The sequence below is a fragment of the Streptomyces sp. NPDC093097 genome (genome assembly GCF_044754325.1).
Taxonomy (GTDB): Bacteria; Actinomycetota; Actinomycetes; order Streptomycetales; family Streptomycetaceae; genus Streptomyces.
Window position 1 is genome coordinate 64,841 of sequence record NZ_JBIVOW010000027.1, and the last position, 21,442, is coordinate 86,282.

Genomic DNA, 21,442 nt, shown 5'->3' on the forward strand with positions numbered 1-21,442 from the left:
GCTCCGGGGAGTGCGGCCCTCGTTCGTGCTGCCGTGCCGTACCGCTTACTTGCGGATGAGGTTCCGCAGCACGTACTGCATGATGCCGCCGTTGCGGTAGTAGTCCGCCTCACCGGGGGTGTCGATGCGGACCACCGCGTCGAACTCCACACCGGTGTCGGTGGTGACCTTGACCGTGCGCGGGGTGGTGCCGTTGTTGAGCTCCTCGACGCCGGTGAAGGAGAAGGCCTCCTCGCCGGTCAGACCGAGGGACTCGGCGGACTGGCCCTCCGGGAACTGGAGCGGCAGGACGCCCATGCCGATGAGGTTCGAGCGGTGGATGCGCTCGTAGGACTCGGCGATGACGGCCTTGACGCCGAGCAGCGCGGTGCCCTTGGCGGCCCAGTCGCGGGACGAGCCGGAGCCGTACTCCTTGCCCGCGAGGATCGCGAGCGGGGTGCCCTGCGCAATGTAGTTGCGCGAGGCGTCGTAGATGAAGGAGACGGGACCGTCGGCCTGCGTGAAGTCGCGGGTGTAGCCGCCCTCGGTGCCCGGCGCGATCTGGTTGCGCAGGCGGATGTTGGCGAACGTGCCGCGGATCATGACCTCGTGGTTGCCACGGCGCGAGCCGTAGGAGTTGAAGTCACGGCGCGCGACGCCGTGCTCCGTGAGGTACTGGCCGGCCGGGGTGTCGGCCTTGATGGCGCCGGCGGGCGAGATGTGGTCCGTCGTCACCGAGTCGCCGAGCTTGGCCAGGACGCGGGCGCCGGTGATGTCGGCGACCGGGGCCGGCTCCATCTCCATGCCCTCGAAGTACGGGGGCTTGCGGACGTAGGTGGACTCGCTGTCCCACTCGAAGGTGTTGCCGGTCGGGATCGGCAGCGCCTGCCACTGGGCGTCGCCGGCGAAGACGTCGCTGTAGGACTTGTTGAACATGTCCTCGCCGATGGCGTTGGCGACGACGTCGTTGACCTCGGCCTCGGTCGGCCAGATGTCCTTGAGGTAGACCGGGTTGCCGTCCTGGTCGGCGCCCAGCGCCTCGGTGGTGATGTCCACCTTCATGGAGCCGGCCAGCGCGTAGGCGACCACCAGCGGCGGGGACGCCAGGTAGTTCATCTTGACGTCCGGGTTGATCCGGCCCTCGAAGTTCCGGTTGCCGGAGAGCACGGACGTCACGGCCAGGTCGTGGTCGTTGACGGCCTTGGAGACCTCCTCCGGCAGCGGGCCGGAGTTGCCGATGCAGGTGGTGCAGCCGTAGCCGACGAGGTTGAAGCCGACCTTGTCGAGGTAGGGGGTCAGGCCCGCCTTGTCGAAGTAGTCGGTGACGACCTTCGAGCCCGGGGCGAGGGTGGTCTTGACCCACGGCTTGCGGGTCAGGCCCTTCTCGACGGCCTTCTTCGCGACGAGCGCGGCGGCGACCATCACGTACGGGTTCGAGGTGTTGGTGCAGGAGGTGATCGCGGCGACGGTGACGGCGCCGTGGTCGATCTGGTAGGTCGTGCCGTCGGGGGCGGTCACGGTGACCGGGTTCGACGGGACGCCGTTGGAGACGGCCGGGGCGTCGGAGGCCGGGAAGGACTCCTTGCCCGCCTCGGAGTCGTCCGAGACGTAGTTGCGCACGTCCTGGGAGAACTGCTGGGCGGCGTTCGCGAGGACGATGCGGTCCTGCGGGCGCTTCGGGCCGGCGATGGAGGGGACGACCGTGGAGAGGTCCAGCTCCAGCTTCTCGGAGAAGTCGGGCTCGGCGGCCGGGTCGAGCCAGAGGCCCTGCTCCTTGGCGTACGCCTCGACGAGCGCGACCTGCTGCTCGGAGCGGCCGGTCAGCTTCAGGTAGTTCAGCGTCTCGCCGTCGATCGGGAAGATCGCGGCGGTGGAGCCGAACTCCGGCGACATGTTGCCGATGGTGGCGCGGTTGGCCAGCGAGGTGGCGGCGACGCCCTCGCCATAGAACTCCACGAACTTGCCGACGACGCCGTGCTTGCGCAGCATCTCGGTGATCGTGAGCACCAGGTCGGTGGCGGTGGTGCCCGGCTTGAGCTCACCGGTCAGCTTGAAGCCGACGACGCGCGGGATGAGCATGGAGACCGGCTGGCCGAGCATCGCGGCCTCGGCCTCGATGCCGCCGACGCCCCAGCCCAGCACGCCCAGGCCGTTGACCATGGTGGTGTGCGAGTCGGTGCCGACGAGGGTGTCGGGGTAGGCCTGGCCGCCCCGGACCATGACCGTGCGCGCCAGGTGCTCGATGTTGACCTGGTGGACGATGCCGGTGCCCGGGGGGACGACCTTGAACTCGTCGAACGCGGTCTGGCCCCAGCGCAGGAACTGGTAGCGCTCCTTGTTGCGGCCGTACTCCAGCTCCACGTTCTGGCCGAAGGCGTCCTTGGTGCCGAACTTGTCGGCGATGACGGAGTGGTCGATGACCAGCTCGGCCGGGGCCAGCGGGTTGATCTTCGCCGGGTCGCCGCCCAGCTCCTTCACGGCCTCACGCATGGTCGCCAGGTCCACGACGCACGGCACACCGGTGAAGTCCTGCATGATCACGCGGGCCGGCGTGAACTGGATCTCCTGGCTGGGCTGGGCCTGGGAGTCCCAGTTGCCGAGCGCACGGATGTGGTCGGCGGTGATGTTGGCGCCGTCCTCGGTGCGGAGCAGGTTCTCCAGCAGCACCTTGAGGCTGTAGGGCAGCCGGGCAGAGCCCTCCACCTTGTCCAGCCGGAAGATCTCGTACGACTCGTCGCCCACCTTCAGCGTGCTGCGGGCGTCGAAGCTGTTCGCCGACACGACAGTCTCCTTCAATGAATTCGCGCGTACCACCGCATCCTGCCGTCACGGGTTCATCACCGATCCGCTAAGGTGAGCCTTAGTTAGGCATGCCTTACTCGTACGGCAGCGGTACGCCTCTCGGCAGATATCTCGATGTCGAGATAACTCTAGTACATCGCTGCTGACTGGTCATGCCCTGGCGGTCGTGATGCGCCACCGCGCCGGAGACCGGTCCATGCGGGCGGCGGGGCCCACCCCTCCAGGACGACGACGTATCTCGGCCCGCGGCCCCGGCGCCTGTCGCCGCCACGGATCTCCTCATGCCCGGAGCGCGCTGCTCGCTCCATGCTCCTCCCGGCGGGGACCCGACGCACGTCGCGATCATGCGAGACGGGTCGAGGGCACCGCCGCCGGCTCCCCGACCCGCCCACGGCGCGCGTCGCACCGTCATGCCGTCTCTCACCGAAACGTGATCACGGCCCAGCTCCGAGTGGAGGCCGCGGTCGCCCACCACGGGCCCGCGGGACCGGCACCCCGGCTCGCGCGGCGGCCGACGCCTCCAGCAGGGGCCGGCCGTCGGCCTCCACCGCCCGCCGCTCCCCTGAGCGCCACCCGCGGGCCGACGCCGCCTGGGGCAGGGCCCGGACGGCGCCCGGTTCGTCGCATGACGTTCCGTCTGCGGGTGGCTCGCGGTGGGCGGCGCACTCACGGGCCGCCTCCGCCATGGGGATTGACCGTCCCAGACAACCCGGTGCCGGCCGTACCAGCGCCGGGACCGGGCCGACGGCCAGGGTGGGCACGGCCATACGCGGCGCGTCATGCACCTCAACTCCCCGGCGCGTCACGATGGTTGGATGCGGTCGCGACGTCCGGCGGACCGGCCCGATGCGGGCCCGCCGCACGGCCGGCGGGCCTACGGCACCAGGGCGCCCGCACTCACCCGGCATCCAGCCCCAGCCGTACCACCCGCACGATCTCCTCGTCGGTCAGGCCCAGGTCGCGGGCCTCGGCGACGAGGCGCTCGGCGGTCTCGCCGAGGCGGGCCCGGGCCGGGGAGGCCGCGCCGGTGACCACCGCGCCCCGGCCGCGCCGGAGTTCGATCAGGCCCTCCTCCTTCAGGCGCTGGTAGCCGCGGAGCACGGTGTGGACGTTGACGCCGAGGGAGGCGGCGAGCGCGCGGGCGGCGGGCAGCCGTTCCCCGGCGTGCACCGAACCGTCGGCGATGGCGCCGCGGACCGAGGCGGCGATCTGGTCACCGAGCGGCACGGACGAGGCCGGGTCGACGCGGAAGAGCACGTCAGCCTCCTTCTCCGGATCGGCTGCGGTCGAGGTAGGTGTTGAGCAGCGCGGCGGCGGTGGCGGAGTCGTCGACCGTCACCACGAACTCCCGGCCGCTGGTGAGCCGCAGCACCACACCCTCCCCCGAACGGAGCAGCAGACCTCTGCCGCCGGGCAGGATGCGGTATCCCCAGCCACCGTACTCGGCGAGCGTGGAGATCTGGCGGCTGGTCGCCTCCGTCACCTTGCCGAGCGGTATGCGGTGCAGCGGCACCGGCAGCAGCGTCGGGGTGAGCGTCAGTCCGCGCCGGTCGACGGTCACCCGCATGGAACAGTGGGCCGCGACCGCCAGACCGCCAAGGAGCATCGCCGCGCCGCCGAACCAGCCGACGCACACGCCCAGGGCGATCCCGGCGCACGCCATCAGGCCCGCCATCGCGACCATCAGCGGTGAGCTGATGGTGCGTGACCAGCCGGCCCGGGTCCCGGCGGGCAGGTCCAGGCGGTGCGCGGTGCCGGGCTCCGGCCGGGACGGCTCCGGGTCGGGCCCGGCGAGCAGCCAGCCCAACCCGCCGGCGACGGCGCCCGCCCCCATGCCCACGGCGACCTGCCAGGTGGGCATCCGGACCGCGGCGCCGCCGCCGGCGTTCTCCAGCAGGGTCAGGACGGCCAGGTAGCCGAGGCAGGCGGCGAAGAAGTAGCCCGACGTGATCGTCCAGCGCACCCCGCGCGCGGGCAGCCCTCGCTGGACGAGCGCGGCGGCGCCGGCGCCGAAGGCGAGCATGGGCACCAGGAAGGCCAGCAGGAGGCTTTGGGGCGAGGAGTAGCCGTCGGGTTGGCCGCCGACGGTGAAGTGGGTGGCCAGCCGCTCGGGCAGTCGGCCGGCGAGCAGCGCGTAACAGCCGCCCACGACCACGGTGACGAGGATGAACGGTAAGGCGGCTGTCCAGCCCTGCCGGCGGGAGTGCACGGGCGGGGCGGACGGGGCGGATCGCATCATGGCAACCTCCAGTTGTTCGCATAGTAGTAGAACAATCGGCGATAACGCATCCATCTCATATCTGAGATACGGTCACCTCATGGCAGACGACTACCTCGTACGCATCGGCAGGCTCATCCGTGACGCGCGGCAGCACCGTGGCTGGACACAGACGCAGCTCGCCGAGGCTCTGGGAACCAGTCAGAGTGCGGTCAACCGCATCGAGCGCGGGAACCAGAACATCAGCCTTGAGATGATCGCCCGCATCGGCGAGGCCCTCGACAGCGAAATCGTCTCGCTCGGGTACGCCGGCCCGATGCATCTGCGGGTGGTCGGCGGACGCCGGCTGTCCGGCAGCATCGACGTCAAGACGAGCAAGAACGCCTGTGTCGCGCTGCTGTGCGCGACGCTCCTCAACTCCGGGCGCACAACTCTGCGCCGGGTGGCTCGCATTGAGGAGGTCTACCGCATCCTGGAGGTGCTGAGCAGCATCGGCGTCCGCACCCGCTGGATCAACGACGGCAACGACCTGGAGATCGTGCCGCCGGCCCAACTGGACCTGGACGCCATGGACCTGGAGGCGGCCCGCCGCACCCGCAGCGTCATCATGTTCCTCGGTCCGCTGCTGCACCGCATGGACCACTTCAAGCTGCCCTACGCCGGCGGCTGCGACCTCGGCACCCGGACCGTCACCCCGCACATGGCCGCGCTGCGCCACTTCGGCCTGGAGATCACCGCGACCGACGGCACCTACCTCGCCGAGGTCGACCGCAGTGTCGTCCCCAAGCGCGCCATCGTGCTGACCGAACGCGGCGACACCGTCACCGAGAACGCGCTGCTGGCCGCCGCCCGGCACGACGGCGTCACGGTCATCCGGAACGCCTCGTCCAACTACATGGTCCAGGACCTCTGCTTCTTCCTGGAGGAGTTGGGCGTCCGGGTCGACGGGATCGGCACCACCACGCTCACCGTCCACGGCACGGCCCGGATCGACCGCGATGTGGACTTCTCGCCGTCCGAGGACCCGGTGGAGGCGATGAGCCTGCTCGCGGCCGCGGTGGTCACCGAGTCGGAACTGACGATCCGCCGGGTCCCGGTGGAGTTCCTGGAGATCGAGCTGGCGGTCCTGGAGGAGATGGGCCTGGACCACGAGCGCAGCGCGGAGTACCCCGCCGACAACGGCCGCACCCGGCTCATCGACCTGACGGTGCGCCCCTCCAAGCTCCAGGCCCCGCTCGACAAGATCCACCCGATGCCCTTCCCGGGCCTGAACATCGACAACGCGCCCTTCTTCGCCGCCATCGCTGCCAGCGCCCAGGGCCAGACCCTGATCCACGACTGGGTCTACGACAACCGCGCCATCTACCTCACCGACCTCAACCGGCTGGGCGCCCAGGTCAAACTCCTCGACCCGCACCGCGTCCTGGTCGACGGCCCCACCCGCTGGCGCTCCGCGGAAATGATGTGCCCCCCGGCACTGCGCCCCGCCGTGGTCGTGCTGCTCGCCATGATGGCCGCCGAGGGCACCTCGGTCCTGCGCAACGTCTATGTCATCAACCGCGGTTACGAGGACCTCGCCGAACGCCTCAACTCGATCGGGGCACAGATCGAGACGTTCCGGGATATCTGAGACGGTCGAGGCGACTGAGACGGCTGAGACGGGCTGGCGGTCGACAGAAACGGCCCTGGGAGATGCGGTGGTTCCGCTCTTCCGGGGCCTTTCGCATGACGTCCCATCGATAACGACTGCTGCGCGCTGTCGCGCGATCGCGGTGATGGCCGAAAGAAGACCGCGCATCACCACGGCAGTTCAGACAAACCCGAAGCGGTATTTTCCGAAAGGCATTCGAGCGGACGGCGGTTCGCTCCAGTTGATGAAACCCCGAACCCCAATTCTGTATTGCTCCGCCGTAACGCGTCTGCGAGCTTGTATAGCGCCCGCACGCAAGGGGATGCGGGCCATCGCGTAGCCGCGGACGGAATGGTTCACCGTACCGGACGGACTCCTCCGCAGCGCTTTTCTTCGGGCGCGCCACACCTCTGCATTCCGTCGTCGACAGGCTCCTGTAGCGACGGAAAGCGACGGGAGAGGAATGTCGGCGGGCAGCCCTGTGCGGGCGACACCCAAAGGCCTTCGAGGGAAGGGCGGAAATGCCGTGCAGCGTAAGGGAAGTGGAAACAGAGGAATTAGAGGAAGCAGAGGAAACGGGGGGAACGGGGGCGGAGGGTGTGGCGATAGGTGGGAGAGCCTGGGAAGCGGGGAGCCGGTCCATGCGGTGCGGGTGGGGTCCGGCCGGCTCACCCGGTTCCTGCCGGGGCGGGCGGATCTCGCGGCGCTGGGCCGGGCGCCGCGCAAGGACGTGTTCGCCGGGCTGACGGTGGCGGTGGCCGCCCTGCCGCTGTCCATCGGGTTCGGCGTGGCGACCGGGCTGGGGGCCCGCGCGGGGCTGGTCACCGCCGTACTGGCCGGCGCGCTGGCGGCCGTGCTGGGCGGCGCCCGGTTGCAGATCACCGGGCCGAGCGGCGTGGTCGCCGTGGTGCTCGCGCCGATCGCGGAGGAACACGGGACGACGGGGGTGCTCACGACCGGACTGCTGGCCGGACTCGCGCTGCTGGCACTGGCGTTGGCCCGTGCCAGCCGCTACGCGCGCTGGGTCCCCGCCCCGGTCGTGAAGGGCTTCGTCCTCGGCGCCGCCGTGGTGATCGTCGCGCAGCAGGTGCCGTCGGCGCTGGGCAGGACGGTGCCGCACGGGGAGCCCGTCGCGGCCGCCGCGGCGCGGGCGGTGGCCGGCTTCGTCACCGAACCGCACTGGCCGGCCCTCCTGACGGCCGTGGCGACCGCGGTCGTGAGCCTGGTCGGGGCCCGGCTGCGCCCGGCCGTGCCCTTCCCGCTGCTGGCCGTCGCCGCGGCCACCGTCGTCGCCGAGGTCGCACCCCTTCCACTCGCCCGGATCGGGCACTTCCCGACCGGGCTGCCCACTGTGTCCTCCGGCTTCCTGGAGCCGGCCGAGGTGCTCGCGCTGGTGCCCGCGGCGACGACGCTCGCGGCGCTGATCGCCCTGGAGTCGCTGATGACGGCCGCCGCGGCGGACACGCTCAGCGGCACCGAACACCACGACGGCCAACGGGTGTTGTTCGGGCAGGCCGTCGCCAACCTGGCGCTGCCGTTCTTCGGCGGGGTGGCGGCCACCGGCACCATGTGCCGCACCGCCATCAACGTGCGGTCCGGCGCGGTGTCCCAACTGGCCGCGCTGACCAACGCCGCGGCGATCGCGCTGGTCGTCTGGATCGCGGCGCCCCTGGTGTCCGCGGTGCCCCTGGCGGCGTTGGCGGGGGTCCTGATCGCCACCGCGGTACGCATGATCGACCTCGCCGCACTGCGCGCCCTGGGACGGGTCGGGCGGGGCCAGGCCGTGATCGCCGCCGTCACCGGGACGCTCACCCTGGCCGTCAACCTGGTCACCGCGGTGGTCACCGGGGTCGTTCTGGCCATGGTGCTGGCGCTGCGCACGCTGGCCGCGGCGGCGCGGGTCGAGCACCAGTGGGTCCCCGCCCAGGGGGCGTTGGACGCCGGCGCCCGACCGCCGTCGCCGGAGGCGCCGGACGCCGCGGAGGGGGCCGGCCCGCCCGCTGCGCAGATCTCGGTCCATCGCTTCGCCGGCCCGCTGCTGTTCACCACCGCCGACCGGGTCCTGCGGCCGGTGATCCTCTCGCAGGCCCGGGCGGTGGTCCTCGACCTCGGGCGGATCACCGGCCTGGACACCACGGCGATGCTGACCCTGGCGGACGTCATCGACCACCACGTCCGGCGCGGCGCGCTGGTCCATCTGTCCGGGGTGTGCGACGCCCACCGCGTCCACCTCGACGCCCTCGGTGTGCTGGCCAGACTCCCCGCCCCCGGCGGCCTCTTCGCGACCGCCGCCGAGGCCGTCGCCCAGGCACGGCAACGGCTCCACCCGCTCGCGTCCGCCCCTCCGGACGGGCCGCTGTACCGCCACTGAAGCCGACCGGCGGGGCGAGGGGGAAGGGGCGGTCGGCGGGCGCGGCGCGCGACGGTTCCGGGCCGATTCGGGTCCGGAACCGTCGCAGCGATCGGCGCCGGGCCGGACGTGGGAGGCCAACAGGCGTCCGTAGGGCCGGAGTTCAGCTTTCGGCGCCGGCTCCGGCCGGTGGGCGGGCGGCGCCGCGGTAGAGCTCCTTGGCGATGATCGAGCGTTGGACCTCCGTGGCGCCCTCGTAGATACGGGGGGCGCGGACCTCGCGGTAGAGGTGTTCCAGGAGGTGGCCGCGGCGCAGGGCGCGGGCGCCGTGGATCTGGACGGCCGCGTCGACGACGTGCTGGGCGGTCTCGGTGGCGAGCAGTTTGGCCATCGCCGAGCGGCGCGCGATGTCCGGGGCGCCGCGGTCGTAGGCGGCCGCGGCCGCGTAGACCAGCAGCCGGGCGGCCTCCACCCGGGTGGCCATCTCGGCGAGTTGATGGCCGACGGACTGGAGGTCCTTGAGCGGTCCGCCGAACGCGGTGCGGGTACCGGCGTGCGCCAGCGCGGCGTCCAGTGCGGCCTGCGCCATCCCGACCGCGAACGCGCCCACGCTCGGCCGGAAGAGGTTCAGGGTGCGCATCGCCACCCCGAAGCCGCCGCCCACCTCGCCGAGCACGTCGGCGGCGGTCACCGGTGTGCCGTCGAAGACCAGGGTGCCGATGGGGTGCGGGCTGAGCATGTCCAGCCGCTGACCGCCCAGGCCCGGCCGGTCGGCGGGGACGAGGAAGGCGGTGATGCCGCGGGCCCCGTCGGCGCCGCCGGTGCGGGCGAAGACGGTGGCGACATCGGCCTCCGGGGCGTTGGAGATCCAGCACTTCTCCCCGGTCAGCCGCCAGCGGCCGGGGCCGTCGGGCTCGGCGGCCAGGGCCAGGGCCGCGGCGTCGGAGCCCGCACCGGGCTCGCTCAGCGCGAAGGCCGCGACCGCCCGGCCGGCCGTCACCTCCGGGAGCCAGCGGGCCCGTTGGGCCTCCGTCCCGGACTGGACGACCGGGCAGGTCCCCAGCCCCTGGAGCGCGAGGGCGGTCTCCGCCTCCGTGCACTCCTGGGCCAGGGACTCCCGCAGCAGGCAGAGGTCCAGCGCCCGCGGGCTGCCGCCGTCGGGGAAGAGGCGGTCCAGCAGGCCGAGTTCACCGAGGGCGGCGACCAGCGGCCGGTTGACGCGGCCCGGTTCCCCCTTCTCCGCCAGGGGGCGCAGCCGTTCGGCCGCCCGGGCGCGCAGTCGGGCGCACCATTCCTCTTGCTCCGGTCCCAGCGCGAATGCGGTCACAAGGCGGCTCCCTGGTAGCGGTACCGGTCGCGGCGACGGCCCGGCGGCCGGTTATCGCGGTCTGTTGACTGCCGTCACGAAGACGTTACGCTGACGAGGATCGGTACGGCAGTCCTCTTCCTGACTCCCCGGCCGCGCGGCGGCCACCCGGCCCAAGGGGGCGCACCCCGCATGGAGCTACGGACCTCGGCCCACACCGACACCTTCGCGCGCGACGGGCTGCCGCCGCCCGAGCAGTGGCCGCACCTGACCGACCTGGGCTATCCCGACCGGCTGAACTGCGGTGCGGAGCTCCTCGACGGCACCATCGCCCGGCTGGGCACGGACCGGCCCGCCCTCCGCGGCGCCGACGGACAGGTGTGGTCCTACGGGGAGTTGCGGGCGCGGGTCGACGCTCTCGCGCATCTGCTCACCGGTTCCCTGGGCGTGGTGCCGGGCAACCGCGTGCTGCTGCGCGGCCCCACCACGCCCTGGCTGGCGGCCTGTTGGCTCGCGGCGATGAAGGCCGGCGCGGTGGCGGTGACGGTGCTGGCGGCGCACCGGCCGGACGAACTCGCCACGATCTGCAAGATCGCCCGGGTCGGGCACGCGCTGTGCGACGCCCGGGTGGCCGACGATCTGGTCCGGGCCGGGGTGCCGGGCCTGCGGATCGCCACGTTCGGCGGGGAGGGGCCGGACGATCTGGTGCGGTGCGCACGGCCCGGCGGCGCTCCGTACGAGGCGGTGCCGACCGCCTCCGACGACGTCGCGCTGATCGCCTTCACCTCGGGCACCACCGGCCGCCCCAAGGGCTGTCTGCACTTCCACCGCGATGTGCTCGCCATCGCCGACACCTTCTCCGCGCAGGTGCTGCGGCCGCGTCCGGACGACGTGTTCGCCGGCAGTCCACCGCTCGGCTTCACCTTCGGGCTGGGCGGGTTGGTGGTCTTCCCGCTGCGGGCCGGGGCCTCGGCGTACCTGGCCGACTGGCGCGGTCCACAGCAGCTGCTCGGCGATATCGCGGCGCACCGGATCTCGGTGCTGTTCACCGCGCCGACCGCCTACCGGGCGATGCTGCCCCAGCTGGCCGGGCACGATCTGGCCTCGCTGCGCCGCTGCGTGTCGGCCGGCGAGAACCTGCCTGCCGCGACCTGGCGGTCCTGGCACCAGGCGACCGGGCTGCGGATCATCAACGGGATCGGCGCCACGGAGCTGTTGCACATCTTCCTCTCCGCCGCCGACGACGCGATCCGGCCGGGGACGACGGGGCTGCCGGTGCCCGGTTTCGAGGCGCGGGTGGTGGGCCCGGACGGCGAGCCGGTGCCGGACGGCGAACCGGGCCTGCTCGCGGTCCGCGGGCCGACCGGCTGCCGCTATCTGGCCGACCCGCGCCAGACCTCCTATGTGCGCGACGGCTGGAACCTCACCGGCGACACCTATGTGCGGGACGAGGAGGGCTACTTCCGCTATGTGGCCCGCGCGGACGACATGATCATCTCGGCCGGGTACAACATCGCCGGGCCCGAGGTGGAGGACGCCCTGCTGCGGCATCCGGACGTGGTCGAGGCGGCGGTGGTCGGCCGGCCCGACGAGGACCGCGGGGAGGTGGTCGTCGCGCATGTGGTGCTGCGGGACGGCGTACCGCCCGGGGAGGAGACCGTCGCCGCGCTGCGCACGTTCGTCAAGTCCCGGATCGCGCCCTACAAGTGCCCGCGCGAGGTGGTCTTCCGCACCGCGCTGCCCCGCACCCCGACCGGCAAGCTCCAGCGCTTCCGGCTGCGCGACCGCACTCTAGAGTGACCCGGTGAACGACGACACCACCCAGCACACCCCGCGGTCCCTGATCGTCACGTTCTACGGCGCCTACGGCCGCGGCGGCCCCCAGGACGCCGGCGGCATACCCGGACCGGTGCCGGTGGCCGTGCTGATCCGGCTGCTCGGAGTGCTCGGCGTGGACGCGCCGTCGGTGCGCTCGGCGGTCTCCCGACTCAAGCGCCGCGGGCTGCTGGTCCCCGAGCGCACGGCCGCGGGCGCGGCCGCCTACGGACTCTCCGACGCGGGCCGCCAACTGCTGGCCGACGGCGACCGCCGGATTTTCGGCCGGCCGGCCGGACCGCCGCCCGAGGGCTGGGTGCTGGCCGTCTTCTCCGTCCCCGAGGAGGAGCGGCGCAAGCGCCATCTGCTGCGCTCCCGGCTGGCCCGGCTGGGCTTCGGCACCGCGGCGCCCGGGGTGTGGATCGCCCCCGCGCACCTCTACGAGGAGACCCGGCACACCCTGGAACGACTGCAACTGGCCGACTATGTCGACCTGTTCACCGGCACCCACGCCGGATTCACCCCCACCGCGCAGGCCGTGGCGCGCTGGTGGGACCTGGACGCCCTGGCCGCGCGGCACCGCGCCTTCCTCGCCGAGCAGGAACCGGTGCTGGCCCGTTGGAGCCGCAGCCGCGCCGGCTCCCCCGAGGCGGCCTACCGCGACCATCTGCTCGCCCTGGACGCCTGGCGCCACCTGCCCTACGCGGACCCCGGCCTGCCCGCCGCCCTGCTGCCGGACGACTGGCCCGGCGGCCGCGCGGCGGAGGTGTTCCGCCGGCTGCACGGCACCCTGCGCACCGCGGGCGCCGCCTATGTGCGAGAGGCGACGGCGGGGACGCACCGCACCCAGGACGCCGGCTGAACCGGCTGCCCCAGTACGTCCCACTCCGTCGCCTGCCGCCCACGGCCCGGTGTTCCCCCAGGACCGCGGGCGTTTCGCGCACCCCCTGGTGTCAGCGCCGCCGTTGGTGTCCCACCAGCGGGACGGCGGCGGCCGGACGCGACGGCCGGACCGGGCCCGCGGCCGCCGGGCGCGGCCGGGCGGCCGCGATCACCGAGACCACGTCCTTGAACGAGCTGCACATCCGCGTCCCGGCGACCGCGGCGAGCTCACCGAACGTGCCGCTGCCGTAGGTGACCGCGACCGGCTCCATGCGCGCGGTCACCGCCATCCTCATGTCCCCCACGGTGTCGCCCACATACGCGCTCTGCCAGGCCGGGACCCCCAGCCGGCCGACGGCGCGCAGCACCATCTCCGGGTGCGGTTTGCCGCGCCGGACCATGTCCTGCCCGACGACCGGGCCGACCAGGTCGCGGATGCCCATCACATCGAGCAGCGCCTCCGCGCTGCGGGTGGTCTTGGAGGTGGCGACGGCCAGTTCGACGCCGTGGGCGCGCAGTGCGGACAGCCCGGCCGTCACTCCGGGGTAGAGCAGCTGCGGCCCCTGGCACAGGACCTCGTAGGAGAAGAGTTCCCGGTAGCGGGAGATGGCGGCCTGCACCCGGCCGTCGTCCTCGGGGCGGCCCAGCAGCCGCCCGAACGCGGCGGCCGGGGGCTTGCCGATGGCCGCGGCCGCCTGCCGCGCGGTCACCGAACAGCCCTGTTCCGCGGCCACCTTGACCAGCAGCTTGCTGATCGCGGGCAGGGTGTTGGCGAGGGTGCCGTCCAAGTCGAAGACGGCGGCCCTGAGCGTCTCACCGCCGCCGGCGCTCCGCGCGCCTCTCACAGGACGTTCGCCGACTTCCATTGATACGCGCATGGATGGGGACCTTTCCGGTTCCGATGGGTGCGGGGGCTCGGGTGACTGTGCGGGTCCGGCTGGTCGGGCCGGGCCCACGACCGACGACTGTGGCGGCAGAGGCGGTCTCGCCGTGGCGCACCGCTGTCCAAGGGCGGCACGCGACCGTCGAAGCGGCGGCATCGGAAGGGATCGTCCCGCTTACCGCCTTCGGAGATTTAAAAACCGCCTGCGCTGTTTGTCAATGTGCCTTAGCCCCTCCCTGACGGGTCGACAAGTGTTCCCCTGCACGACACACTGAAGAGGCCTTCGGAAGCCCCGTATGACCCGGATTCGGGCCTGGGGACAGGGCGTTAGGTTTCCGACAGACCAGGGCGTTTCCGGCCAATCGCCTCCAGCATAGCGAACCGCATGGTTGGTTTTCTCTGTAGACTGCCTCCACGTTGCAGTCGTACGAGAGACGGGACGGACACCGTGCCCACGCAGCACCGCGCCATCCAGAGCCGACAGGCGCTCATCCGCTCGGCAGCAGAGACGTTCCTGGAAAAGGGAGTGCCCGCAGCGGGCATGGTCGAGATCAGCCGGCGGGCCCGCCTCAGCAAGGGAGCCCTCTACTTCCACTTCACGTCCAAGGACGATCTGACCCTCGCGGTACGGGACACCGCGCTGGCCACCCTCAACGAGATCGAGGAGGGCTTCCTGCGCTCCCCCGAGCCGCTGACCACCGCCGTCCGGGAGTTCGCCGTCACGCTGTTCAGCCGGGTGCAGTCGGACCCGGTGCTGCGCGCGGGGCTGCGACTGCGCCCGGAGACCGCGCCCGGCCTGGACATCCACGCCCTGGAGCAGCGCTGGTACGCGCTCTTCCTCGACAAGGCGGTGACCTGCGGTACCGGCGAACCGGTCGGCACCGGGGGCGGCCTCACCGGCCCGCACCCCTCGGACGCCGAACCGCGGCGCACCGCCCAGCTGCTGACGTCGGTCGTGGTGGGGCTGCTGCACCTGGGCGGCGGCGACCGGACGTGGTGGGACACCGAGGCGGTCACCGGACTGTGGGGGCTGCTGCCGGCCGCGTCGGGGCGGGTCGCGACCGCCGGCATCCCGGCACCGGCGCAGGTCCCGGCCGGCTGACCGCGCGAGACCCGCCCCGCCCCGTGCCGCGCCTACAACTCGACGAGCACCGCCCCGACATGGCGTCCCTGGGTGAGTTCGCACAGCGCCCGCGGCGCCTGCGCGATCCCCTTCAGCAGGGTGTGCGGGAAGACCAGCGAACCGTCCCGCAGCCCCCGGCCGAACTCCTCGGTCCACTCCTCCGGCAGGTCGGGATGTGCGTACACTCCGAAGCCGCGCAGCGCCACCCGGCGCGCGATGATCACAGCAGCGTCCACCTCGACCGGGCAGGCCAGCCCGCCGCCGCCCAACTGACTGGACAGCGCGCCGACGAGGGCGAACCGGGCCTCCGGGCGCGCCACCGCGAGCGCCGCCCGCAGCTGCTCGCCGCCCACGGTGTCCAGCAGGACGTCGATGCCGTCGGGCGCGGCCCGGCGCAGCTGCTCCTCGATCGGCCCGGCACCGCGCACGACCGTCGCGTCGTACCCCAACTCCTCCCGCAGCCGGGCGGCCTTCGCCTCCGAGCCGGTGCTGCCGATCACCCGGCCGGCACCCAGCCGGCGGGCCAACTGGCCGGCCAGGCTGCCCACACCGCCGGCCGCCCCGCTGACGAACACGGTGTCGCCCGGGCGGACCTCGGCGGCCCGGCGCAGCGCGCCCCAGGCGGTGGCCCCCTGGGAGAGATGCGCCGCCGGCGAGGGCAGCGCGGCCAGGTCCAGCCGGCGCACCCGCCCCTGGTCGACGGCCGCGAACTCCCGCCAGCCGCAGGGGTGGTGCACCAGCTCGCCGGGCGCGAGGACGCCGCCGGGGTCGGCCACGACCTCGCCGACGGCGGAGCCCCACAACGGCTTCCCCGGCTCGAAGGACGGCATCGGCAGGCGCTCCGCGGTCATCTGCGACCGCATCGCGGCGGTGACCGCCATGAAGCGGGTACGCACCAGCACCTGGCCGGGAGCCGGTTCGGGCAGCGGGACTTCGGCCATTGTGAAATGACGTTCCGTCAGTGTTTCGCCGTCGATACGGCGGGTCAGTCGTATCTCGCGGTGGACGGAAGGGAGTCCAGGCACGGCGGGCATGGTCATCGGTCTACTCCTTGCACGTTGGCGCTACCACAGGCACCGCGCGATCGAAGCACGAATTCCGGCCGCAACCTGCCGTGCGATCGCTGAATACCGCATGGTTGGCTTCTTTATGATGCGGAAATAGACTGCGCGGCCACGGCAGCGGGTCGCACCCAGGCAACAACTCCAAGAGAGCATACGGAGGATGATCGGTGGTCAAGCAGGAACGCGCACTGCGCACCAGGCGCGCCGTCCTCGAAGCCGCGGCCCATGTCATCGGCACCCGCGGATACCAGGCCGCAACGATGGCGGAGATCATCCAGCGCGCCGGGGTCACGAAGGGCGCCGTCTACTTCCATTTCCACTCCAAGGACGCGTTGGCCCGTGCGGTCATCCTGGAGCAGACCGACCCCTTCATCCCGCCGGTCAGCGACTCCCGCCTCCAGGACGCCATCGACTTCACGCACCAGGTGGCGCTGGCCCTGCGCAGCGATCCGCTGCTCCAGGCAGGCACCCGGATCGCGGTCGAGACGACCTTCAGCGAGGAGCCGCTGGTCCCGTACCAGGCGTGGACCGACATCATCACCACGATGTTCACCGAGGCCCGGGAGAACGGCGAGTTACTGCCCGCCATCGCACCGGACCGGGCCGCCGAGTTCTTCGTCGCCTCCTACATGGGCGTGCAGTTGTTCTCGCGCGCCGCGACCAACCGCGCCGATCTTCCCGAGCGGGTCACGGCCCTGTGGAAGCACACCCTGCCGGGCCTGGCGTCGCCCGGTGCGCTGAGCCACCTCGATCCGCACGGCCGCTCGGTGCAGGTCGCGGTCTGACGCCCGCGGCGGTCGCTCCGAGGAGGGAACCCCCCTACTCGACACTAGAAAGAAAACCGTCTGGTTCGTATTGTTACGCAGGAACTTCGCCCGACCGCCAGGGCGTCGAGCGCCGCACCTCAGAAAGGACCCCCATGGCCAGCGCCACCCTCTCCCCGTCCGCCCGCGAACGATCCGGCGCCGACGGGCAGTTGGCGGACGGGGACCAGCCCGTCACGCTGACCACGACGGTGCCCCGCGAGTACGTCCACCGGGCCGCGGTCTCCGAGGTGTTCCTGACCAACTGGCGGCGGAGCGGTACGGACGGCTGGCTGGTGACCGCCCAATGGCCGCGCGCGCACAGCTTCTACGTGCCGGCCCACGGGATGCACGATCCGCTGCTGCTGATCGAGACGGTCCGTCAGGCGGGGATATTACTCAGCCATGTCGCCCACGGTGTACCGCTGGACCACCCGATCATCTGGCAGAAGGTCCGCTACGACCTCGTACCGTCGGCCCTGCGGGCCACGGAGTCGCCGGCCGACGTGGAACTGCACGTCACCGACCACGACGTGGTCCGGCGCCGGAAGCGGCTGATCAGCCTCCGCCAGGAGTTCCGCATCGTGTGCAACGGCACCGAGTTGGCCCACGCCACGCTGGAGTACTCCTGCCACAGCCCGGCCGTCTACCGCCGGCTGCGCGGCGAGTACGGCGACCTGGCACAGGCCAACGCCCGACGGCTGGCGATCCCGGAGCCGGTCACGCCGCATCTGGTGGGCCGGGACCGGATCGCCGACGTGGTGCTCTCCCCCGCCGACCGGGACGACCGCTGGCAGCTGCGGGTGGACACCTCCCATCCGGTGCTCTTCGACCACCCCGTGGACCACGCCCCCGGCATGCTGATGATCGAGGCGGTGCGGCAGGCCGCGCGGGCGGCCGCCCCCGGCTGCACCCTGCCGGTCTCGCTGTCCTGCGCCTTCGAGCGGTACGCCGAGATGGACGCACCGTGCTGGATCCAGGCACGGACCGCCGAGGCGACGGACGACGGCCGCCGGGACGTGACGGTGAGCATCGAGCAGAACGGCAAGCCGGTGATGGCGGCGACGGTCACCGCCCTGCCCCTCCCGGAGGCCGTGCCCGAACCGTGCTGACGCACCACCCGTAGCCCACACCCCCCACAACGGCCCCGTCCCGCTGCGTCCGGCCTCCCCGTCAGTGCAGCGTGAGGCGGGGCTTCGGCGCATCGGTACGGCCGGTGGGCGGGGTGCGGCTGCCCGCCTGGTAGGGCAGCGGCCAGGGGGCGCCGGGGCCGGCGTAGCCCTGCTCGGCGGCGGCGTGCAGGGTCCAGTGCGGGTCGTAGAGATGCGGCCGGGCCAGGGCGCACAGATCGGTGCGGCCGGCCAGGATCAGGGAGTTGACGTCGTCCCAGGACGAGATCGCGCCGACCGCGATCACGGGGACACCGAGGGTGTTGCGGATCCGGTCGGCGAACGGGGTCTGGTACGAGCGCCCGAAGTCGGGCCGCTCATCGGACACCACCTGACCGGTGGAGACATCGATGGCGTCGGCGCCGTGTTCGGCGAAGGCGGCCGCGAGGGCCATCGCGTCCTCCGGGGTGGTACCGCCCTCCGCCCAGTCGGTGGCGGAGATCCGCACCGTCATGGGCCGGTCGGACGGCCACTGCTCGCGGACCGCGTCGAAGACCTCCAGGGGGAAGCGGAGCCGGCCGGCGAGGGACCCGCCGTAGGCGTCGGTGCGCCGGTTGGTCAGCGGGGACAGGAAGCCGGAGAGCAGATAGCCGTGCGCGCAGTGCAGTTCGAGCAGGTCGAAGCCGGCGCGGGCGGCCCGGGCCGCGGCGCGCGTGAACTGCTCGCGCACCGCACCGAGTTCCGACGTCGTCAGGGCGTGCGGGATCTGGTTCACCCCCGGGCGGTAGGGCAGCGGGGAGGCGGCGACGACGGGCCAGTTGCCCTCCGGGAGCGGCTGGTCGATGCCCTCCCACATCCGCCGGGTCGAGCCCTTCCGGCCGGAGTGGCCGAGTTGGAGGCCGAGGGCGGTGCCGGGGGCCTGGGTGTGGACGAAGTCGGTGATCCGGCGCCAGGCCCGCTCGTGCTCGGGGGTGTACAGCCCGGTGCAGGCCGGGGTGATCCGCCCCTCGGGGCTGACGCACACCATCTCCGTCATCACCAGACCGGCGCCGCCCAGGGCGCGGGCGCCGAGGTGGACGAGGTGGAAGTCCCCGGGGGTGCCCGCGCCGTCGGCGGAGTACATGTCCATCGGGGAGACCACGACCCGGTTGCGCAGGGTCAGCCCGCGCAGCCGGAAGGGGGTGAACATCGGCGGCGTGCCGCCGGGCACGCCCGCCTCCGCGGCCACCGCCTCGGTGAACTCCGCGTCCCGCAGCCGCAGATTGTCGTGGGTGACCCGGCGGCTGCGGGTGAGCAGGTTGAACGCGAACTGGTGCGGTGGCTGCCCGGTGTACGTGGCCAGGTCCTCGAACCACGCCAGGCTGGCCCGGGCGGCCCGCTGGGTGGAGGCGACGACCGGCCGCCGCTCGGCCTCGTAGGCGGCCAGCGCCTCCGGCAGGGCGGGCTGCTCCCGAAGGCAGGCGGCGAGGGCCAGGGCGTCCTCGACGGCGAGCTTGGTGCCGGAGCCGATGGAGAAGTGGGCGGTGTGCGCGGCGTCGCCGAGCAGCACGATCCGGCCGTGCGACCAGCGCTCGTTGACGACCGTGCGGAAGGCGATCCAGGCGGAGTTGTTGGTACGCAGCGGACGGCCGCGCAGACTGCCGGCGAAGAGCTCGGCACACCAGGCCGCCGAGGCGTGCTCGTCGAGGGCGTCCAGCCCGTTGGCACGCCAGACCTCCTCGCGCATCTCGACGATGACGGTGCTGGCGCCCTCGGCGGGTTCGCCGGGCCGGTCGAGCTCGGGCCGCGGGGCCCCGGACGAAGCCCGGGGAAGCGTCGCTGAGGGACGGGCGTAGGGATAGGCGTGGAGTTGGGCGATGCCGCGGCCGGTGTCGGCGATCTCGAAGCGGAAGGCGTCCAGGGCGAAGCCGGCGGAGAGCCAGATGTAACGGCAGCGGTGGGTGGTCAGCCGCGGGCGGAAGACGTCGGCGTGGGCGGTGCGGGTGGTGCTGTGCAGACCGTCCGCGGCGATCACCAGGTCGTGGTCGCGGGCGAGTTCGGCGGCCGGCGGGGCCTCGGTGCGGAAGACCAGCCGCACGCCCAGCGACCGGCAGCGCTCGTGGAGGATCGCCAGCAGCCGGCGGCGGCCGAGGGCGGCGAAGCCGTGGCCGCCGGAGGTGAGGGTGCGGCCGCGGTGCACGATGTCGATGTCGTCCCAGCGCACGAACTCCGCCTGCAGGGCGCGGTAGACGACCGGGTCGGCGTGCTCGATGCCGCCGAGGGTCTCGTCGGAGAGGACGACGCCGAAGCCGAAGGTGTCGTCGGGGGCGTTGCGCTCCCAGACGGTGATCTCGCGGGCCGGGTCGAGGCGTTTGAGCAGGGCGGCGGCGTAGAGCCCGCCGGGGCCGCCGCCCAGCACGGCGACCTTCAGCGGCCGCCCGTCCGCCCCGGGCGCGGTCACTTCCCCTGCCATACGGGCGCGCGCTTCGCGGTGAACGCGGCGTGGAACTCGGCGTAGTCGGCGCCGTTCATCAGCAACGCCTGGGTGCTGGCGTCCAGTTCGACGGCGGCGGCCAGCGGCATGTCGAGTTCCGCGGTGAGCAGCGCCTTGGTCTGGGCGTGGGCGAGGGCGGGTCCGTCGGCGAGCCGCCGGGCCAGCGCCGCGGCCCGCTCGTCGGCCCGGCCCTCCTCGGCCAACTCGCTGATCAGGCCCAGGCGTTCGGCCTCGGGGGCGCGCACCGGGTCGCCGAGCATCAGCACCCGAGTGGCGTGCCCGAGGCCGATGACGCGCGGCAGCAGATAGGCCGCGCCCATGTCACCGCCGGAGAGACCGACCCGGGTGAAGAGGAACGCGAAGCGGGCGGAGGGGTCGGCGATCCGGAAGTCGGCGGCCAGGGCGAGCACCGCACCGGCCCCGGCGGCCACGCCGTGCACCGCCGCGACGACCGGGAAGGGGCACTCCCGGATGGCCCGGACGACCTGGCCGGTCATCCGGTTGAAGTCCAGCAGCTGGGCGGTGTCCATACCGAGGGTGGCGCCGATGATCTCCTCGACGTCGCCGCCGGAGCAGAAGCCGCGGCCCTCGCCGGCCAGCACCAGGGCGCGGACCGCGCGCTCCCGGGAGAGTTCGGCGAGCAGGTCGCGGAGGTCGGCGTAGGCCTCAAAGGTCAGCGCGTTGAGCTTCTCGGGGCGGGCGAGGGTGACGGTGGCGACACCGTCCTCCCTGGTGACCCGGATGTGCTGCCATGCGCCGGTACTGCGGGCGGATCCTGCGAACGGGCTCATCGGTCTGCCTGCCCCCTTCAGCCGGTCGGCTGGTGCGTGCGGTGGCCGCGGATGCGGTGGCGGTGCGGGACGCGCGAAATGCCCCTCGAAGTTATCACTGCTTCGTGACTGTCGTCATGAGTGCGCGATATCCGGGCGGGAGTTGAGGGGCGATGGGGCGACGAGGGCGACGGGTGAGGGGGCGTTGGCGGCGCGGGCAGGGCACCGCCGCCGA

General features: G+C 72.7%; 15 protein-coding genes. 7 read left to right on the plus strand and 8 right to left on the minus strand.

The genetic code is table 11. The features are described 5' to 3' along the window. Positions 1–45: 45 nt before the first annotated feature. The 3 genes from acnA to ACIQE0_RS33690 form a co-directional block, all read right to left on the minus strand. Entirely contained in the window at positions 46–2,760 is a 2,715-nt protein-coding gene (gene acnA, locus ACIQE0_RS33680; RefSeq protein WP_402339069.1) for an aconitate hydratase AcnA, read from the minus strand. A 918-nt stretch (positions 2,761–3,678) separates the two neighbouring features. Continuing rightward, on the minus strand, positions 3,679–4,038 hold the full coding sequence (locus ACIQE0_RS33685) for a GntR family transcriptional regulator (RefSeq protein ID WP_366337310.1): 360 nt from the start codon (positions 4,036–4,038) through the stop codon (positions 3,679–3,681). A gap of 1 nt (position 4,039) precedes the next feature. Next, positions 4,040–5,020 (minus strand): DUF1648 domain-containing protein, encoded by a 981-nt coding sequence (locus ACIQE0_RS33690; protein ID WP_402339071.1) that lies wholly within the window; start codon positions 5,018–5,020, stop codon positions 4,040–4,042. A 79-nt stretch (positions 5,021–5,099) separates the two neighbouring features. Between ACIQE0_RS33690 and ACIQE0_RS33695 the strand changes: the two genes are divergently transcribed. After that, positions 5,100–6,629: a UDP-N-acetylglucosamine 1-carboxyvinyltransferase gene (locus ACIQE0_RS33695; protein ID WP_366337314.1), complete on the plus strand. Its 1,530-nt coding sequence runs from the start codon at positions 5,100–5,102 to the stop codon at positions 6,627–6,629. Positions 6,630–7,275: 646 nt separating this feature from the next. Then, complete coding sequence (locus ACIQE0_RS33700) at positions 7,276–9,000, plus strand: SulP family inorganic anion transporter (protein ID WP_402339073.1); 1,725 nt, start codon at positions 7,276–7,278, stop codon at positions 8,998–9,000. A 142-nt stretch (positions 9,001–9,142) separates the two neighbouring features. Here ACIQE0_RS33700 and ACIQE0_RS33705 read toward each other — a convergent pair whose 3' ends face one another. Then, positions 9,143–10,306 (minus strand): acyl-CoA dehydrogenase family protein, encoded by a 1,164-nt coding sequence (locus tag ACIQE0_RS33705; protein ID WP_402339075.1) that lies wholly within the window; start codon positions 10,304–10,306, stop codon positions 9,143–9,145. 171 nt (positions 10,307–10,477) lie between these two features. Here ACIQE0_RS33705 and ACIQE0_RS33710 point away from each other — a divergent pair, with 171 nt between their 5' ends. Then, entirely contained in the window at positions 10,478–12,085 is a 1,608-nt protein-coding gene (locus ACIQE0_RS33710; protein ID WP_402339077.1) for an AMP-binding protein, read from the plus strand. A gap of 4 nt (positions 12,086–12,089) precedes the next feature. Further along, the gene (locus ACIQE0_RS33715; protein ID WP_402339079.1) at positions 12,090–12,962 is read left to right on the plus strand and encodes a PaaX family transcriptional regulator C-terminal domain-containing protein; all 873 of its coding nucleotides are present in this window, start codon (positions 12,090–12,092) and stop codon (positions 12,960–12,962) included. 91 nt (positions 12,963–13,053) lie between these two features. On the opposite strand, the gene ACIQE0_RS33720 is transcribed toward ACIQE0_RS33715, so the two are convergent. After that, positions 13,054–13,860, minus strand: coding sequence for an HAD family hydrolase (locus ACIQE0_RS33720; RefSeq protein ID WP_366337324.1), 807 nt, complete (start codon positions 13,858–13,860; stop codon positions 13,054–13,056). Positions 13,861–14,313: 453 nt separating this feature from the next. Between ACIQE0_RS33720 and ACIQE0_RS33725 the strand changes: the two genes are divergently transcribed. Beyond that, positions 14,314–14,967, plus strand: coding sequence for a TetR family transcriptional regulator (locus ACIQE0_RS33725; protein WP_402339081.1), 654 nt, complete (start codon positions 14,314–14,316; stop codon positions 14,965–14,967). Between the two features lie 32 nt (positions 14,968–14,999). On the opposite strand, the gene ACIQE0_RS33730 is transcribed toward ACIQE0_RS33725, so the two are convergent. Further along, on the minus strand, positions 15,000–16,028 hold the full coding sequence (locus ACIQE0_RS33730) for an NADP-dependent oxidoreductase (protein WP_366337328.1): 1,029 nt from the start codon (positions 16,026–16,028) through the stop codon (positions 15,000–15,002). 191 nt (positions 16,029–16,219) lie between these two features. Here ACIQE0_RS33730 and ACIQE0_RS33735 point away from each other — a divergent pair, with 191 nt between their 5' ends. Together ACIQE0_RS33735 and ACIQE0_RS33740 are read left to right on the plus strand one after the other, a co-directional pair. Further along, positions 16,220–16,837 carry a ScbR family autoregulator-binding transcription factor gene (locus ACIQE0_RS33735; protein WP_366337330.1) on the plus strand — a complete coding sequence of 206 codons (618 nt, stop codon included), beginning with the start codon at positions 16,220–16,222 and terminating at the stop codon, positions 16,835–16,837. A gap of 134 nt (positions 16,838–16,971) precedes the next feature. Next, positions 16,972–17,967, plus strand: coding sequence for a ScbA/BarX family gamma-butyrolactone biosynthesis protein (locus ACIQE0_RS33740; protein WP_366337331.1), 996 nt, complete (start codon positions 16,972–16,974; stop codon positions 17,965–17,967). 61 nt (positions 17,968–18,028) lie between these two features. On the opposite strand, the gene ACIQE0_RS33745 is transcribed toward ACIQE0_RS33740, so the two are convergent. Continuing rightward, positions 18,029–20,416: an FAD-dependent monooxygenase gene (locus ACIQE0_RS33745; protein ID WP_402339084.1), complete on the minus strand. Its 2,388-nt coding sequence runs from the start codon at positions 20,414–20,416 to the stop codon at positions 18,029–18,031. Beyond that, the gene (locus ACIQE0_RS33750) at positions 20,401–21,228 is read right to left on the minus strand and encodes an enoyl-CoA hydratase family protein (RefSeq protein ID WP_384102118.1); all 828 of its coding nucleotides are present in this window, start codon (positions 21,226–21,228) and stop codon (positions 20,401–20,403) included. Before ACIQE0_RS33750 ends, ACIQE0_RS33745 begins: the two co-directional genes overlap by 16 nt. Positions 21,229–21,442 lie beyond the last annotated feature (214 nt).

Bases quoted from the DNA above. Each gene is read 5' to 3' on its own strand.
- ACIQE0_RS33750 (WP_384102118.1), bottom strand. From the start codon at position 21,228: ATGAGCCCGTTCGCAGGATCCGCCCGCAGTACCGGCGCATGGCAGCAC.
- ACIQE0_RS33690 (WP_402339071.1), bottom strand. From the start codon at position 5,020: ATGATGCGATCCGCCCCGTCCGCCCCGCCCGTGCACTCCCGCCGGCAG.
- ACIQE0_RS33745 (WP_402339084.1), bottom strand. From the start codon at position 20,416: ATGGCAGGGGAAGTGACCGCGCCCGGGGCGGACGGGCGGCCGCTGAAG.
- ACIQE0_RS33695 (WP_366337314.1), top strand. From the start codon at position 5,100: ATGGCAGACGACTACCTCGTACGCATCGGCAGGCTCATCCGTGACGCG.
- ACIQE0_RS33710 (WP_402339077.1), top strand. From the start codon at position 10,478: ATGGAGCTACGGACCTCGGCCCACACCGACACCTTCGCGCGCGACGGG.
- ACIQE0_RS33740 (WP_366337331.1), top strand. From the start codon at position 16,972: ATGGCCAGCGCCACCCTCTCCCCGTCCGCCCGCGAACGATCCGGCGCC.
- ACIQE0_RS33720 (WP_366337324.1), bottom strand. From the start codon at position 13,860: ATGCGCGTATCAATGGAAGTCGGCGAACGTCCTGTGAGAGGCGCGCGG.
- ACIQE0_RS33730 (WP_366337328.1), bottom strand. From the start codon at position 16,028: ATGACCATGCCCGCCGTGCCTGGACTCCCTTCCGTCCACCGCGAGATA.